Origin of the sequence: Rhizobium sp. BK399 (assembly GCF_014194695.1) — a bacterium.
GTDB lineage: Bacteria > Pseudomonadota > Alphaproteobacteria > Rhizobiales > Rhizobiaceae > Rhizobium.
This window is the reverse complement of the sequence record NZ_JACIAH010000004.1, coordinates 25,763-42,853: the sequence shown is the minus strand read 5'-3', so window position 1 is coordinate 42,853 and position 17,091 is coordinate 25,763. Positions and strand designations below refer to the sequence as shown.

Here is a 17,091-nt window from a genome sequence, read left to right as displayed (position 1 = left end):
TGCGGGCCGCCTTTTCTTTTTGAACACACTTTGGCCAGTTTCCGTTGCTTTTTGAAAGCAATTGGAAAAATCTCCTGTTCGTGCCAAAGGGTGCGAAGAATCACTGGGACAGGACGAACCATATGAAAAAACTTGTCGTTGCGGGCATGCTGTGCCTCGCGGCCGTGGCCGGGGCGGGCCAATCGGCGAGTGCGACGTCGATTTTGGGTTGGCAGATCGGCGGCAAAGCCGCGGATCGGCAGGCTCAGGCACCGGTCGTAAACGTGCAGGCCGGCGGAGCTGAAGTTCGCGTCCAGCAGCTTGAAGAGCAACTGCGCCAGCTGAACGGCCGCATCGAGGAGATGAGCTTCCAGCTGCTGCAGATGCAGGAAACGATCCGCAAGGCGCAGGAAGACAACGAATTCCGCTTCCAGGAGCTGGAAAAAGGCGGCGGTGGCAGCAGTGCCGGCGGTAGCACCAAGACGATGAAGAAGAGCGAGGCCGATGTGCCTCCTCCGGTTCAGGGTCAGAGCGGCGATGATGTCGCCCGCGTGATCCAAGCACCACAGGGAGCCGAAACGGCTCCCTCGACCGATGTTCCGACAAACGAGGGTCTCGGTCAGCCGCCGAAGCAGCTCGGCTCGATGGAGTTCGACAAGAACGGCAATCCGGTCGGCGGCTCGGTCAACGAGAATGCCACGGTTGGATCAGGCCCGGTTCCGGGTGTCGATTCCGGTCGTTCGTCGCAGACTGCGTCGCTCGGCAGCGAAGCCGATCAGTACAAGGCTGCCTACGGCCATGTTCTGTCCGGTGACTACTCGACGGCAGAGCAGGAGTTCACCCAGTATATCGCTCAATATCCAAGCAGCGCACGGGCAGCCGACGCGAATTTCTGGCTTGGCGAGGCGCTTTACTCGCAGGGCAAGTATAACGAAGCCGCCAAGCGGTTTCTGGATGCGCACAAGAAGTACGGCAGCTCTGAAAAGGCGCCGGAAATGCTGCTGAAGCTCGGCATGTCGCTCGCAGCGCTCGACAATACGGAAACCGCATGCGCCACGCTGCGGGAAGTCCCGAAGCGTTACCCCAAGGCTTCGCGTGCCGTCATAACCAAGGTCGCCAGCGAGCAAAAACGCCTCGCCTGCTAAGGTCTTCCGGTTTTGTGCCCGGACGGCCCCCTTCTACCTGAGACGGCAGCGCGCCGTTTTCTTGCATCGCTGACCAAACCCACGCGCATTCTTGTCGCGATTTCAGGTGGAAGCGATTCAACCGGCCTGCTTCTGGCGCTTGTTGAAGCCCTCAAGGCCATACCCAATTCAAAAATCTCTCTTTGTGCGGCAACTGTCGACCATACCTTGCGGGCAGAATCGGCCGAGGAGGCGCGCGAGGTTGCAGCCTTCTGCAGCTCTCTTGGTATCCCGCACTTGGTCAAGGTGTGGCAGGGTGAGAAGCCCAAATCAGGCATCATGGCGGCAGCACGCGACGCTCGCTACCAGCTGCTTGCCGATGTCGCCAAAAGCCTGAAAGCCGACATTGTCGTGACCGGGCATACGGCAGACGACCAGCGCGAGACGCTTGCCATGCGCAAGGAGCGCTCTGAGCAAGCGAGCACCGGTATTGCGGACCTCGTCCTTTTCGATCGAAGCCTTTGGATAGCCCGGCCACTGCTCGGCTGCAGACGGCAAGCTATTCGCGACTTTCTCCGTGCGCGACAGGTTGCCTGGATCGATGACCCGAGCAACGACGATCCGAAGTATGAGCGCGTTCGGGTGCGCTTGCGGCTGGCGGGGGAAGCGGAGGTCGCGTCTGGTGCGGACGGGGCAATTGTGCGCGCGGCGCTCGCCACTTCGGCGGGCCGATGGTTGCATAGGTATTTTGCCCTGCATTCTCCTTGGATAGGTCAGGTGATGCCGGCCGGGCTCGCCGATCGAGAGACGCTTTGTTATGCCGTTCCACGCCTTGCGGCAGTGTTCGGCGGACAGGCATTCCCGCTCGGGCGAAAACAGACGGATGATGTGCTCGGTCTCGTTGAAAGTGGGAAGCCGGGCCGGATGACCGCGGGCAGGGTGGTCTTCGATCTTCGGCGCGACGGGCTCTTTCTTGTCCGCGAAAGCCGCGGCATTTTGCCGTTGACGTTGACGCCGGGTGCGCGCGGTCTCTGGGACAGCCGGTTCCTCGTTGAAAACGGATCTCCGGACGACATCACTATTCTTGCAGGTCAACACGGGCCCGTCAGCGGTCGACTGCCCAGGGATGTTGTTCGGCGAGCCTTGACGGCGGCACCACGCATCGTTGATTTCGCAGGAGAAGATCCACTTGCCAGTGTTGGCGAGAAAGTAAGGATCACCCCCTATTTTTCGCCCTTCGACCGTTTTTTGACACGATTTGATTTCATCTTCGCAGATAGCCTTGCGGCTGCCTTTGGTACACGCCCCTATCCAAAACCGCCTTTAGGTCTTATTGACGGAAAATCTATCTAACAGTCCAGTTTGCCTTGGCATTCACCTGAGGCAATCCTATGTTAGAGGCCAAATAAGACGGTCGCCATGAGGCGGCTGTTCCAGTGCTGGGGAGTTCGATGAACCCTAACTTACGTAATTTCGCCTTGTGGGCAATCATAGCTCTGCTGCTGATTGCTCTGTTCAGCATGTTCCAGACGTCGCCGGCGCAGACCAGCTCCCGCGAAATCCCTTATTCGCAATTCTTGCGTGAAGTGGATGCGGGCCGCGTCAAGGAAGTCGTCGTCACGGGCAACCGCGTGTCTGGCAGCTATGTTGAAAATGGCACCACCTTCCAGACTTATACCCCTGTCGTTGATGACAACCTGCTCGATCGCCTGCAGCAGAAGAACGTCCTGGTTTCGGCGCGCCCGGAAACCGACGGTTCGTCGGGCTTCTTGAGCTATATCGGCACGTTGCTGCCGATGCTGCTGATCCTGGGCGTCTGGCTGTTCTTCATGCGGCAGATGCAAGGGGGTTCGCGCGGCGCGATGGGCTTTGGCAAGTCCAAGGCTAAACTTCTGACTGAAGCGCACGGCCGCGTGACCTTCGATGACGTCGCCGGCGTTGACGAAGCCAAGCAGGACCTCGAGGAAATTGTTGAATTCCTGCGCGATCCGCAGAAGTTCCAGCGCCTCGGCGGCAAGATTCCGCGCGGCGTGTTGCTGGTCGGCCCTCCTGGCACCGGTAAGACGCTGCTCGCCCGTTCTGTCGCCGGCGAAGCGAACGTGCCGTTCTTCACGATCTCGGGTTCCGACTTCGTTGAAATGTTCGTCGGTGTCGGCGCATCCCGTGTGCGCGACATGTTCGAGCAGGCCAAGAAGAACGCGCCTTGCATCATCTTCATCGACGAAATCGACGCCGTCGGCCGCCATCGTGGCGCCGGTCTCGGCGGCGGTAACGATGAACGCGAGCAGACGCTGAACCAGTTGCTGGTCGAGATGGACGGCTTTGAAGCCAACGAGGGCATCATCCTGATCGCTGCGACCAACCGTCCCGACGTTCTCGATCCGGCACTGCTGCGTCCGGGCCGTTTCGACCGCCAGGTCGTCGTTCCGAACCCCGATATCGTCGGCCGCGAGCGCATCCTGAAGGTCCACGCCCGCAATGTGCCGCTGGCACCGAACGTCGATCTCAAGGTCCTGGCTCGCGGTACGCCTGGCTTCTCCGGTGCTGACCTGATGAACCTCGTCAACGAAGCTGCCCTGATGGCTGCACGCCGCAACAAGCGCGTCGTCACCATGCAGGAGTTCGAAGACGCCAAGGACAAGATCATGATGGGCGCCGAGCGCCGCTCTTCGGCGATGACCGAGGCGGAGAAGAAGCTGACGGCCTATCACGAAGCCGGTCATGCCATCACCGCGTTGAAGGTTCCCGTTGCGGATCCCCTGCACAAGGCAACCATCATTCCGCGCGGCCGTGCGCTGGGCATGGTGATGCAGTTGCCTGAAGGCGACCGCTACTCCATGAGCTACAAGTGGATGGTGTCGCGCCTCGTCATCATGATGGGTGGTCGCGTTGCAGAAGAGCTGACATTCGGCAAGGAAAACATCACCTCCGGCGCATCGTCCGATATCGAGCAGGCCACCAAGCTTGCGCGTGCAATGGTCACGCAGTGGGGCTTTTCGGATGCGCTTGGCCAGGTCTCCTACGGTGAAAACCAGCAGGAAGTGTTCCTTGGTCACTCGGTTTCGCAGTCGAAGAATGTTTCCGAGGCCACCGCTCAGACGATCGACACCGAAGTCCGTCGCCTGATCGACGACGCCTATTCGGAAGCGCGCCGCATTCTCACCGACCACCACGAGGAGTTCGTGGCGATCGCCGAGGGGCTGCTCGAGTACGAAACGCTGACGGGCGAAGAGATCAAAGCGTTGATTCGCGGCGAGAAGCCGTCGCGCGATCTCGGCGATGACGCGCCGCCCAGCCGCGGTTCGGCCGTGCCGAAGACCGGCACGCGCCCAGCGACAAAGGGTGACGAGCCGGAGGGTGGCCTGGAGCCGCAGCCGCATTGATTTCTCTTGCAGAATGACCGAAAGGCCGGGTCCGTTAGGACGCCGGCCTTTCGCGTCGGTAACGCGATGTAATGGGTTTTCTTGCTAATTTACGTGATGGACACCGCGATTTATGTCATGCCGGTGACATAGCGAGGCCTCATTTGGGGCTCTTGTAGCGATAATTCCGCCTGTGGCGGCTCATTTTTTGCAAGTGGTAATGCGCAGCCTGTAGGCGCGCCAAGGCACAGGGGTGCATATGAAAAGACGCTATTTCGGTACGGATGGCATTCGCGGTCAATCCAACGTGTTCCCGATGACACCGGATCTTGCGATGCGAGTTGGTATCGCAGTTGGAACGATCTTCCGGAGAGGCAACCACCGTCATCGCGTCGTCATAGGCAAGGACACCCGCCTTTCGGGCTACATGCTCGAAAACGCAATGGTGGCCGGCTTCACCGCTGCAGGCGTCGATGCGTTCGTTCTCGGTCCTATACCGACACCGGCCGTAGCTATGCTGACGCGGTCCTTGCGTGCTGATATCGGTGTCATGATCTCCGCCTCGCATAATCCCTACGAGGACAACGGCATCAAGCTCTTTGGGCCGGATGGCTACAAATTGTCCGACGATCTGGAGTCGCAGATTGAGGATTTGCTTGAGAAGGATCTGTCCTCGCAGCTTGCGAAGTCGGATGACATCGGCCGCGCCAAGCGCGTTGACGGCGTTCACGACCGCTACATCGAGCACGCCAAGCGCACGCTGCCGCGCGACGTGACGTTGCAGGGATTGAGGATCGCGATCGACTGCGCAAACGGCGCTGCCTACAAGGTGGCTCCAGCTGTCCTCTGGGAACTCGGTGCCGACGTTGTGACCATTGGCAACGAGCCGAACGGCACGAACATCAATCTCAATTGCGGTTCTACCAGCCCGGTCGCGCTGCAGAAGAAGGTCGATGAAGTGCGCGCCGATATCGGCATTGCGCTCGACGGCGACGCCGACCGCGTCATCATCGTCGACGAGAACGGTGCGGTTGTCGATGGCGACCAGCTGATGGCTGTGATCGCCGAAAGCTACGCCGAGAGCCAGCAGCTTCGCGGCGGCGGCATTGTCGCGACCGTGATGTCCAATCTCGGGCTCGAGCGCTTCCTCGACGACAAGGGACTTGGTCTCGTGCGTACGATGGTCGGTGACCGCTACGTTGTCGAGCACATGCGCCAGCACAACTACAATGTCGGCGGTGAACAGTCCGGACACATCGTGTTGTCGGACTATGGCACGACGGGCGACGGTTTGGTGGCTGCGCTGCAGATCCTTGCTGCGGTCAAACGGACCGGCAGGACCGTCAGCGAAGTATGCCGTCGCTTTGACCCCGTGCCGCAGCTCCTCCGCAACGTCCGTATCTCCGGCGGCAAGCCGCTCGAGGATATTCAGGTGCAGAAGGCGATTGCCGATGCGGAGGCCGAGCTCGCAAAGAATGGCCGCCTGGTCATCCGCCCGTCCGGTACGGAACCGCTAATCCGCGTCATGGCCGAGGGCGATGACCGCTCGCAGATCGAGCGGATCGTCAACGAATTGATCGGCACGATTTCGAACGTGCGCTCCGCAGCCTGAAGTCGACATGCACGCTTTTTGTCGGGTGCCGCCAGCTTCCCAGCTGGCGCGCGTCCGTTCCCGTAACATCATGATAAATATCTTGTAAATTTAATCGGACATTAACTCTGATTTGTAAGAGTCCAGGCTGAATAAAGGTCAGACGCGGTCTAGTGGCGCGTGCTGGGTATTGATTGTTCCTGGAGAATACTATGAAGAGATTTTTGATTGCCGCGGCTGCGGCGCTGATGGGAGGTGTCCCAGCTCTCGCTGCCGATCTCTATGTCGACCCGGCGCCGCCACCAGTTCCCGTCTTTGGCGGATGGTACTTGCGCGGCGATATAGGCATGACCAATCAGCGTCTTGGCAGCATGCAGCACGAGCTGTTTGACGACGTGGATTTTCGCGAATTTGTCGATGACGGCAGCTTTGACAGCGGGCCGCTCGGTGGACTTGGTGTTGGCTATCAATTCAACCAGTGGCTTCGTGGCGATGCGATCGTCCAGTATCGCGGCAAGACTGATTTCTCTGCGCTTGATCGTTATGGACACACCGATGCAACGGGCACGGCTGTCTGGGATGCCACGAATGACTACGACGGTGCCAAGTCGGAATGGCTGTTGATGGCCAACGCCTATGTCGATATCGGCACCTGGGAGGGCATCACGCCGTATGTGGGCGCCGGTATCGGTGCGTCACGCAATACGATCTCTCGTTTCCGCGATGTTAATGTCCCTACGCTCGGAGTTGCATACGGGGACAGCGACTCCACTTGGAACTTTGCATGGGCGCTGCATGCCGGGATCGGCTATCAAGTGACCGACCGCCTGACCGTCGATTTCGGCTATAGCTATGTTGACCTTGGTGACGCAAAAAGCGGCCGGCTCCGCTCCTATGATGACACCGTTAACACCGGCCCGATGCACTTCAACAACATTACCTCGCACGACTTCAAACTCGGCCTGCGCTACTCGCTGCAATAGCCAATTCGTTCATCGTTGGAGGAGCTTTCGACTTCAAGGCCGCCGTCACGGCGGCCTTTTTCGTGGTTTGAACCTCAATCGAAGTTAACAAATATGGTTAACCGCGCGTTAGCAACTCGCTGGAATAATACCGCATGGTCAGTCATGCGGGCACCGCTTTGCCCGGTCGGGAATTGCAATGAAATCGTCCATCACGATCCTCGCCACTGCGGCAAGCCTTGTCCTGCTTGGTGGGCGGGCGATGGCGGAGGAGCCCCCTATTGCTGAGGCACCGGAGATAAGCATTCCGGGCGACTCGTCCACGACCGGCTGGTATCTCCGCGGTGATCTTGGTTATGCTCCATGGACCGGCAACGAAACGCCGGACTACCGCTTCGATGATGGGGCTATCCACGAGTTCGATTCGGCACGCTTCTCGAAGCCCGTTTCTGGCGGTGCGGGGATTGGCTATCAATTCACCGACATCTGGCGCGCCGACCTGACGGGGGATTTCTTCAAAAGCGATTTTACCGGCACGGCCAACACTGATCTGCCTTGTGCCGCATCCGCGCCTGCCGGGACCGGCTGCACCTCCGGTGTGCGCGCCGATCTTCGGGCCTATGGCGTCATGACCAACGGCTATGCGGACCTTGCGACCGTTGCCGGCTTCACCCCGTATGTCGGCGCCGGCATAGGGGTAACCAACGTCAGATGGGGCAGCGTACGTTCGCAACCCGAGTGCGTCGATGGTGGTTCGGCCTGCTCTAGGGTCACGTTTCCGCCCCAAGATTTCAATGGCGAAAACAACTGGCGCTTCACTTATGCACTGATGGCGGGCCTCAGTTATGAAATCACCAACAACATCAAGGTCGATTTGGGCTATCGCTTCTCCGATATCGCCGGCGGCAGCATGTTTGCCGGCCCCTCCGGGACCAGCGGCCGCGACGACGGATTGACGCGGCACGAGATTCGTATCGGCTTGCGTATCGCCGGCTGGTAGTCCGCGACGCAATGACGCGTGTAGACCAAAAAATCCTCCAGTTGCGACGCTTGCCCGTTGACTATGTCAGGCGCGATCTATATCCACGGCGGCGGGACACCTCTCCCCAACGAGAGGCTAATTACCTGGAAGGGTATACATATGGCCGCTGCCACCGCAAAGCCGGACGTCCGTCCGAACAACACTCATTTTTCTTCTGGCCCTTGCTCGAAGCGTCCCGGTTGGTCGCTCGAAGCCCTTTCCGACGCGCCGCTTGGCCGTTCGCACCGCGCGAAGATCGGAAAGATGAAGCTCAAGCAGGCCATCGACCTTACCCGTGAAATTCTCGAAGTGCCTGCCGATTACCGCATCGGCATCGTGCCCGCTTCCGACACCGGCGCCGTCGAAATGGCGCTCTGGTCGCTGCTCGGCGAGCGCGGCGTCGACATGGTCGCCTGGGAAAGCTTCGGCGCCGGCTGGGTCACCGATGTCGTCAAGCAGCTGAAGCTGAAAGACGTCCGCAAGATCGAAGCCGGTTACGGCGAGCTGCCGGACCTTTCGACCATCGATTTCGACCGCGACGTCGTCTTCACCTGGAACGGCACCACCTCGGGCGTTCGCGTTCCGAACGGCGACTTCATCCCGGCCGACCGCAAGGGCCTGACGATCTGCGATGCCACCTCGGCTGCTTTTGCGCAGAACCTCGATTTTGCCAAGCTCGACGTTGTCACCTTCTCCTGGCAGAAGGTTCTCGGCGGCGAGGGCGCTCATGGCGTCATCATCCTGTCGCCGCGCGCTGTCGAGCGTCTGACGACTTACGCACCGGCCTGGCCGCTGCCGAAAATCTTCCGCATGACCTCGGGCGGCAAGCTGATCGAGGGCATATTCACCGGCGAAACCATCAACACGCCGTCGATGCTCTGCGTCGAGGACTATATCGACGCACTGCTCTGGTCGAAGGATGTTGGCGGCCTGAAGGGCCTGATGGCCCGCGCCGACGCCAATGCCAAGGTCATCGCCGACTTCGTCGCCGCCAATGACTGGATCGCCAACCTGGCCGTCAAGGCCGAGACGGCTTCCAACACCTCGGTCTGCCTGAAGATTACCGATAAGGACGTTCTGGCACTCGACGCCGACGGCCAGGCGAACTTCGCCAAGGGCATCGTCAGCCTGCTCGACAAGGAAGGTGTCGCCTACGACATCGGCCATTACCGTGACGCTCCGTCTGGCCTGCGCATCTGGGCCGGCGCCACGATCGAAACTGCAGACATGCAGAAGCTGATGCCGTGGCTTTCCTGGGCGTTCGAAACGCAGAAGGCGACGCTTTCCCAGGCTGCCGCCTGAGTTGATCGCATCCGGCTCCGCCGAACGGGCGGAGCCTCGCAATCCCGATTACATTCCATCGTTGAACCTTTTGAAGGAAGCCCCCAATGGCACCTCGCGTTCTCGTATCCGACGAACTGTCGGAAACTGCCGTCCAGATCTTCCGTGATCGCGGCGTCGAAGTCGATTTCCAGCCGCAGCTCGGCAAGGACAAGGACAAGCTTGCCGAAATCATCGGCAACTACGACGGCCTCGCTATCCGCTCCGCCACCAAGGCAACGGAAAAGCTGATCGCCGCCGCGACCAACCTCAAGGTCATCGGCCGCGCCGGCATCGGCGTCGACAATGTCGATATCCCGGCCGCTTCCAAGCGCGGTATCATCGTCATGAACACGCCGTTCGGCAACTCGATCACCACGGCCGAACACGCCATCGCTCTGATGTTCGCCGTTGCCCGCCAGCTGCCGCAGGCAGACAGCTCGACGCAGGCCGGCAAGTGGGAAAAGTCGAAGTTCATGGGCGTCGAAATCACCGGCAAGACGCTCGGCGTCATCGGCGCCGGCAATATCGGCGGCATCGTCTGCAAGAAGGCCATCGGCCTCGGCATGCATGTTCTCGCCTACGACCCCTTCCTCTCGGCCGAGCGCGCCCAGGAGATGGGCGTCACCAAGGTCGAGCTGGACGAGCTGCTCGCCAAGGCCGACTTCATCACCTTGCACGTACCGATGACCGACAAGACGCGCGGCATTCTCGGCAAGGAAAACCTCGCAAAGACCAAGCCCGGCGTTCGCATCATCAACTGCGCCCGTGGCGGCCTGGTCGATGAGGCAGCACTTGCCGAGGCCATCAAGTCCGGTCACGTCGCCGGAGCCGGTTTCGACGTTTTCGAAGTCGAGCCCGCCAAAGAAAGCCCGCTGTTCGGCCTGCCGAACGTGGTTTGCACTCCGCATCTCGGCGCGTCGACGACGGAAGCCCAGGAGAACGTGGCCCTGCAGGTTGCCGAGCAGATGTCGGACTATCTGGTGAAGGGTGCCGTTTCCAACGCCATCAACATGCCCTCGATCACTGCTGAGGAAGCACCGATCCTCAAGCCGTTCATCCGGCTCGCCGATGTTCTCGGTGCCTTCGTCGGCCAGGTGACGGAAGAGCCGATCAAGGAAATCGAGATCCTCTTTGACGGTGCGACGGCTGGCATGAATACGCGGGCGTTGACGAGCGCGCTGCTTGCCGGCCTGATCCGGCCGCAGGTCGCCGATGTCAACATGGTCTCGGCTCCTGTTATGATCAAGGAAAAGGGCATCGTCCTCTCCGAGGTCAAGCGCGACAAGACCGGCGTCTTCGACGGCTACATCAAGCTCACCGTCAAGACCGACACGATGACCCGATCGATCGCCGGCACGGTCTTCTCGGACGGCAAGCCCCGCTTTATCCAGATCAAGGGCATCAATCTCGATGCCGATGTCGGTTCGCACATGGTCTACCTCACGAACACCGACGTTCCCGGCATGATCGGCTTCATCGGCACCACGCTTGGCGCTGCCGGCGTCAATATCGCGAACTTCCAGCTCGGCCGCGACAAGCAGGGCGGCGATGCGATCGCGCTGCTTTATGTCGACGGTCCGATCGGCGACGAGGTCCTTGCCAAGCTGACGGCAAATCCGGCGATCCGTCAGGCAAAGCCGCTGGTTTTCGCAGTCGACTGAGTTTTGCTCCCAAGGCAATGAGAAAACCCGGCGCGGGAACCTGCGCCGGGTTTTCTCGTTTTGCCTGTTGATCACTCGCGTTGATAATCACTGTCGCGAGCGACTATCGTTCCTTTCACCTATTCGGGTGCGTCCATGACAAAGTCAGCCGTGATTATCGTCCTTGCGCTCTCATCTCTTGTGAGCCTGTCATCCTGCGCAAATACGGCGAATGGTCTTGCCAAGGACGGCCGGGAGGCGAGTAGTGCGCTGGATCAAAGCACGCATCGTATCCTCAGGGCCGGCGCGAACTGAGAGACGCTGCCGGCCTTCTACGCCTACGAAGCATCTGCCCGCCAGACCAAGCGGGCTTGCCGTTACTGCGGCGTGGCCGGAGCCGGAGCAGCGGGGGCCGGAGCGGCTGGAGCGGCAGGGGTCGCCGGAGCGCTCGCGGGCGGGTTTGCTGCAGGCGGTGATGCTGGTGCAGTCGACGCAGGCGGCGAAGCTGGCTCGGACGCCGTCGGCGCTGGTGCTGTCGCTGTCGAAGAACTCTGTGATCTCGGCCAATATGTAGCCGCCAAGGCAACGATGACAACGATCGCTGCGAGCACAATCCAGATCGTCCTGCTCTTCGATGCCGATGTGTTCACCGGGTTCGGCTTGTTGAAGTCATTCGTCATGTTAGTCCTCCTCTAAACGTTAACTCCCAGACGGGTAAAATGTTCCGATACGCGCAAATCTCCGTGAAGGTTATGTGAGCCGCCAGGATGACGCGCTCGAATCCGCGAATGCTCATGGGCTTGCCGGTCCCATTGCAGTCAATTTTACAGTAACGTACTTCCAATTTACGCCTGCTCGTGTCTCGCTAAGATCGCCTCTTCGCGTGGATTTGGATCTCGAGGGCGAGGCCGCGACCGGCTTGAGAGCCGTTGCAGAGAACCTTTCGATGTTGGAGGCCGGGTGCGAACGAGCATGATGGCAATTCCCTTTGCGGCCCTCTTCGCGCGCCACGTACATGCACGCCTGCATGCCGCATTTCACCGGGGGCACTGGGCATTCGTCGCCGTGATGCTTTTAGCAGCGATGGGGAGCGAAAACGCTCACGCCCAAATGCCGCAGCCGTCCGACAGACAAGAGTTTCCACAGCGAGAGCTGGTGATCGGCACCAAGGAGGCGCCACCCTTTGCGATGAAGGATGCCGACGGAAATTGGACAGGTATTTCCATTGACCTCTGGCGGGAAGTTGCCGAGAAGCTCGGACTGAAGTTTCGCCTCACCGAGGAACCCAACGTCCAGAAACTCCTCGAAGCGACATCGCGAGGCGACTACGATGTTTCCGTGGCGGCGATCACCATCACCGCCGATCGCGAGCGGATCGTCGATTTCAGTCAGCCTTTCTACGATACAGGGCTGGGAATAGCTGTTTCGGTCAATAGCGTATCAGTATGGCGCGAGATCATCCGGACAATGATTTCGGCGGGCTTCCTGCAGGCGGCAGGAGCGTTGATCGGCATCTCTCTGCTTGTCGGCGCGTTGGTGTGGCTGTTCGAGCGGCGTCATAACGACGACTTCGGCGGGCCGCTTGGACGTGGTTTGGGAGCAAGCATCTGGTGGTCGGCGGAGGCCATGACCCAGGCAAGCACCGGTCACCGCGGGCCGATCACAATCGCGGGCAGGGCGCTCGCGATTATTTGGATGGTGGTCTCGATCATCACGATCGCGGTCTTTACGGCCAGCGTCACCTCCGCGTTGACGACAAGGCAGATGCGCGGGCTGGTCAACGGCGTCGAGGATCTGCCGGGCGTGCGCGTCGGGACGCTTGCCAACTCGGCGACCATCGGTTTCCTGGACGGCGAACGCATCAAACATCGGACGTTTCCTCAGGTGGCCGACGGGCTCAAGGCGCTGGAAGCAGGATCGATCGATGCTTTCGTGTACGACAAACCGTTGCTTGCCTGGACCGTCGAACAACGCTTCTCCAGCACGGTTCAAGTGCTGGATGTCGATTTCGAACCTCAGAGCTACGGGCTCGCGATGCCCCTTGGACGGCCCTATCGCAAGGCGATCGATGTCGCCGTCCTTCAGGCAGTTCACGATCAGCGTTGGAAGCGGACGCTGTTTCAATATCTGGGGGAGAAGCAGTAGCGCGGGCGACCGACGTCTCCGTTATTGCCGTTCGCCGCGCGGTCTACTTCGCCGGCTTCAGGAGCCTCAGTGCGTTGATTGTGACGAGCACCGTCGCACCGGTATCGGCCAGGATCGCGGGCCACAGGCCGGTGATGCCAGCGATGGTCGTCACAAGGAACACCGCCTTCAGGCCCAGCGCGATGCTGATGTTTTGGACGATATTGCGCATGGTGCGCTTCGAGAGTTCGATCATTGCCGCCACATCGCTGACACGTCCATGAAGGATGGCGGCGTCGGCCGTTTCCAGCGCCACATCGGTACCGCCGCCCATGGCGATGCCGACATCGGCGGTCGCAAGGGCAGGGGCGTCATTGATGCCGTCGCCGACCTTGGCAACGATCAAGCCGCCGCGCTTCAGCTCGTTCACGATGCGCTGCTTGTCCTCCGGCATCAGTTCGGCTCGGACTTGGATGCCGAGTTCTTTGCCGATGGCCTCGGCAGCGCGGTGATTATCGCCCGTGAGCATGACAGTCTTGATACCCGCTACAGTCAGCGCTTCAAGACCGGACTTGGCGTCGTCGCGCGGCTCGTCGCGCATGGCGATCGCTCCTGCCAGCGTGTCGCCGACGATCAGCACCGAAACTGTTTTCCCATCGTCATTGAGTGCCGTGATACGCGCGGTCTGATCGGATGAGAGCGGAACTTGCTCGCCGGCAGCTTTCGGAGATCCGAAGAACACAGGCTGACCCTCGACTGTCCCGGCGATGCCTTTCCCTCCCAGGGCCTTGGCGCCGTTCACTGCGGGTACCGGGATACCCACAGCTGTTGCCCGTGCCAGGATCGCCAGCGCCAGCGGATGGCTCGAGCCTGTCTCAAGGGCGGCAGCATACCTCAGGACATCCGCCTCATCCCTTGCGAAGGCGATTACATCGGTCACCTGCGGCTTGCCTTCGGTTAGCGTGCCTGTCTTGTCGAGGGCGACGGCGGTGACTTTGCCGAGCGTCTCGAGCACTGCGCCGCCCTTCAGCAGCAAGCCGCGGCGCGCTCCCGAAGAAAGCGAGGCGGCAATCGCGGCCGGGGTCGAAATCACAAGGGCGCAGGGGCAGCCGATCAGCAGTATGGCGAGACCCTTGTAGATCCATTCGTCCCAAGCAGCTCCCATAAGAAGCGGCGGCATGATGGCAACCAGAGCAGCAACGACGACCACACCCGGCGTGTAGTAGCGCGAGAAACGATCGATAAAGCGTTCGGTCGGAGCCTTCGACTCCTGTGCCTCCTCCACCAGTCGGACGACACGCGCGATTGTGTTGTCGGCGGCCGCTGCGGTCACCTTGACCCGAAGTGCCGCATCACCGTTGACCGTGCCGGCAAAAACCGTTTCACCTTCACCTTTGCGTACCGGTGTGCTTTCGCCTGTGACCGGCGCTTCGTCGATTGCACTCTCGCCAGACAGGATGGTGCCGTCCGCCGCGATGCGGTCACCAGGTCGAACCAGAATAATCGCGCCGACGGCGAGGCTTTCGGCCGGCACTTCCCGGGTCGTGCCACCTTCCTCGATAAAGGCTCGTTTGGGAACCAAAGTCGTCAGGGACTGGATGCTTGCCCGTGCCTTGCCTGCGGCGACGCCTTCCAGCAGTTCGCCAACCAGAAACAGGAAAACCACGGTTGCGGCTTCCTCGCCGGCATGAATGATCACCGCGCCGACTGCCGCGATGGTCATCAACATTTCGATCGAAAACGGTGTGCCCGACAAGGCAGCCGTGACTGCGCGACGAGCGATCGGAACAAGCCCGACGAGCATCGCAACGACGAATGCATAAGGCGCAATGGAAGGCACAAGGTGGCCGATGACGTAGGCGACCACGAGCGCCACACCGGAGAATATGGTCAGGCGACCTTTCCTGCTTTGCCACCAGGGACCAACCATCGGCGCGTCGTGGCCGTGGAGCCCTTCCAGTGCATCCGGCGCCTGCTCCGCCGCATGATCGTGAGCCTGATGGTTGTGCCCGGCGTGATCGTGGTCACCATGGTCATGGTCATGGTCATGGTGGGAACGGCCTGCCTGCTCCGTATCCGCCGGCAACCTGCCGGCCGCTTGCGAGACGCTATAGCCTAGGCTCGTGACTTTCTTTTCGATGGCGACAAGGTCGCTGCTGCCGTCGTGGCGTACGGTCATCGTTCCGGCGGTCACCGAAACCGAAACGTCTTCGACGCCGGGCATACGTCGGACGGCCGTGTCGATCTTGGCTGCGCAACTGGCGCAATCCATGCCGCCGACCCTGTATCGCTTCTCGACCGTTTCGCCCATGATCCGCTTCCTTGTCAGTTCGAAGCATCTTTCCTACATCCTCTAGCGACTAGAGGTGCAAGAGGAAAATCATGAAAAAGATCACGATCGGGGAAGCGTCCCGGAAAAGCGGCGTCAAGGTACCGACAATCCGCTACTATGAGAGCATCGGCCTCCTTGCGGAGCCAAATCGTAGCGAGGGCAATCAACGCTCCTACGAGCCGGCCGATCTGCGCAGGCTTGCCTTCATCCGTCACGCCCGCGAGCTTGGGTTCGAGGTGGAGGCGATCCGCACTCTCCTCACCCTGCAGGACGATCCGCACCAGTCCTGCGCGTCCGCAGATGCGATCGCCAAGGCTCGCCTAATCGAAGTCGAGCAGAGGATCCGGAGCTTGATGGCGTTGAAGGCTGAGCTTGAGCTGATGGTTGAAGGCTGCGGGCACGGGCGCGTCGATCAGTGCCGCGTCATCGAGGTGCTGGCCGATCACGGTCAGTGCAGTCATGCTCATCACTCGCGGTGGAATGAAATCGGAAGGCTCCAGGGAGCCTGAATCTTTCAGCCTTGCACAATACGCAGGCGTTTCGCCTATAGCTTCTGCGATTTATAATTTTGATCGTATTTAGATTTTCTGTGCACGCCCGACCGATCCCTGCTTTTAGGATCAAAACCGAAGAGCAGTCGCAGAAGGTACCGCTGAAGGTGCATGGCTCCTACTGGGCCGCCGCCCGATGCTGCAGGCTGAGACGAAGTTTTGATTGACGGCAGCGTATTTACCTCTGGTCGCCGGCATCGGCTGCTGACGCCATAGCGTCAAACGCGTCCGCCGCCTTGCTGCGGTAGCGCTCCTGATGGCGGAGCAGAAAGAACGGCCGGGGCAAGGGAGGAATGTTCGCTTCCTTAAGAGTTCCGGCCCGGAGAAACGGGGTGGCGATGCTTCGTGATATCAGCGTTGCACCCAGTCCGGCCTCGACAGTGCCAATCACCGTCTCGTTGCCCGGCAGAGACATGGGAACATCCAGCTTCGCGACCGTCAGTCCGGCTGTTTGGAGAAGGCTCTCGAAAGCGCGTCGGGTTCCGGAACCTGTCTCGCGCAGGATCCACGCGGTTTGGGTGAAATCTCTGATGGTTCGCGGTTTTCCGTCGGCCCAGGCGTGCCCGGGCGCTACGACGACAATCATCTCGTCGGTGGCAATCTTTCTCATCGACAGGCCCCGGCGATGCTGTGGCCATTCGATGAGGCCGATTTCTGCTCGCCCTTCCGCTACAGCATCCGTCACTTCCTCCGTATTGCCGATCTTGACGTTCAACGCGATGCCGGAATGATGCCTGCGATATTCCGCGAGACGCGGTGCAAGCCAGTAGCCGGCGACAGTCTGGCTCGCCATGATCGATAGTTCGCCGTGCATCAGGCCGGAAAGATCCATCAAGGCCGCTTCGGCGGCGCGTGCGCTCGCGAGGACCGCGTGCGCTTCCTTGAGGAACATCCGCCCAGCTTGGTTCAGCACGATCGAGCGACCGACACGGTCAAACAGCGCAACGCGATGCCTGCTTTCGAGCGCGGTGATTGCTGCGCTGACGGCCGATTGCGTCATGTTGAGGTCGGCAGCCGCCTGAGTGATGTGCTCTCGCGCGGCGACTGCAACGAAGATTCGAAGCTGTTCAAGGGTCAAAGGA

The 17,091-nt window shown here is 60.5% G+C and carries 14 protein-coding genes; 12 read left to right on the top strand and 2 right to left on the bottom strand.

Annotated features, from left to right (window positions below; all coding sequences use genetic code 11):
• Positions 1-122: 122 nt before the first annotated feature.
• The 11 genes from ybgF (at position 123) to FHT97_RS10890 (ending at position 13,147) form a co-directional block, all read left to right on the top strand.
• Positions 123-1,124, top strand: coding sequence for a tol-pal system protein YbgF (gene ybgF, locus FHT97_RS10935; RefSeq protein WP_183862100.1), 1,002 nt, complete (start codon positions 123-125; stop codon positions 1,122-1,124).
• 12 nt (positions 1,125-1,136) lie between these two features.
• Positions 1,137-2,456 carry a tRNA lysidine(34) synthetase TilS gene (tilS, locus tag FHT97_RS10930; protein ID WP_183862098.1) on the top strand — a complete coding sequence of 440 codons (1,320 nt, stop codon included), beginning with the start codon at positions 1,137-1,139 and terminating at the stop codon, positions 2,454-2,456.
• A gap of 98 nt (positions 2,457-2,554) precedes the next feature.
• Positions 2,555-4,486, top strand: coding sequence for an ATP-dependent zinc metalloprotease FtsH (ftsH, locus tag FHT97_RS10925; protein WP_183862096.1), 1,932 nt, complete (start codon positions 2,555-2,557; stop codon positions 4,484-4,486).
• Positions 4,487-4,724: 238 nt separating this feature from the next.
• Positions 4,725-6,077 carry a phosphoglucosamine mutase gene (glmM, locus tag FHT97_RS10920; RefSeq protein WP_114714619.1) on the top strand — a complete coding sequence of 451 codons (1,353 nt, stop codon included), beginning with the start codon at positions 4,725-4,727 and terminating at the stop codon, positions 6,075-6,077.
• A gap of 191 nt (positions 6,078-6,268) precedes the next feature.
• On the top strand, positions 6,269-7,039 hold the full coding sequence (locus tag FHT97_RS10915; protein ID WP_183862094.1) for an outer membrane protein: 771 nt from the start codon (positions 6,269-6,271) through the stop codon (positions 7,037-7,039).
• Positions 7,040-7,217: 178 nt separating this feature from the next.
• The gene (locus tag FHT97_RS10910; protein ID WP_183862092.1) at positions 7,218-8,018 is read left to right on the top strand and encodes an outer membrane protein; all 801 of its coding nucleotides are present in this window, start codon (positions 7,218-7,220) and stop codon (positions 8,016-8,018) included.
• Between the two features lie 141 nt (positions 8,019-8,159).
• Entirely contained in the window at positions 8,160-9,341 is a 1,182-nt protein-coding gene (locus FHT97_RS10905) for a phosphoserine transaminase (RefSeq protein ID WP_183862090.1), read from the top strand.
• An 86-nt stretch (positions 9,342-9,427) separates the two neighbouring features.
• Entirely contained in the window at positions 9,428-11,023 is a 1,596-nt protein-coding gene (gene serA, locus FHT97_RS10900; protein WP_183862088.1) for a phosphoglycerate dehydrogenase, read from the top strand.
• Between the two features lie 135 nt (positions 11,024-11,158).
• Entirely contained in the window at positions 11,159-11,317 is a 159-nt protein-coding gene (locus FHT97_RS30790) for an entericidin (protein ID WP_246712605.1), read from the top strand.
• Between the two features lie 72 nt (positions 11,318-11,389).
• The gene (locus FHT97_RS10895; protein ID WP_183862086.1) at positions 11,390-11,698 is read left to right on the top strand and encodes a hypothetical protein; all 309 of its coding nucleotides are present in this window, start codon (positions 11,390-11,392) and stop codon (positions 11,696-11,698) included.
• A gap of 276 nt (positions 11,699-11,974) precedes the next feature.
• Positions 11,975-13,147, top strand: coding sequence for a transporter substrate-binding domain-containing protein (locus FHT97_RS10890; protein WP_183862084.1), 1,173 nt, complete (start codon positions 11,975-11,977; stop codon positions 13,145-13,147).
• 43 nt (positions 13,148-13,190) lie between these two features.
• On the opposite strand, the gene FHT97_RS10885 is transcribed toward FHT97_RS10890, so the two are convergent.
• Positions 13,191-15,437: a heavy metal translocating P-type ATPase gene (locus FHT97_RS10885; protein ID WP_183862082.1), complete on the bottom strand. Its 2,247-nt coding sequence runs from the start codon at positions 15,435-15,437 to the stop codon at positions 13,191-13,193.
• 71 nt (positions 15,438-15,508) lie between these two features.
• On the opposite strand from FHT97_RS10885, the gene FHT97_RS10880 reads away from it, so the two are divergent.
• Positions 15,509-15,967: a helix-turn-helix domain-containing protein gene (locus tag FHT97_RS10880; RefSeq protein WP_183755696.1), complete on the top strand. Its 459-nt coding sequence runs from the start codon at positions 15,509-15,511 to the stop codon at positions 15,965-15,967.
• 220 nt (positions 15,968-16,187) lie between these two features.
• Here FHT97_RS10880 and FHT97_RS10875 read toward each other — a convergent pair whose 3' ends face one another.
• Entirely contained in the window at positions 16,188-17,087 is a 900-nt protein-coding gene (locus tag FHT97_RS10875; RefSeq protein WP_183862080.1) for a LysR family transcriptional regulator, read from the bottom strand.
• Between the last annotated feature and the right edge of the window lie 4 nt (positions 17,088-17,091).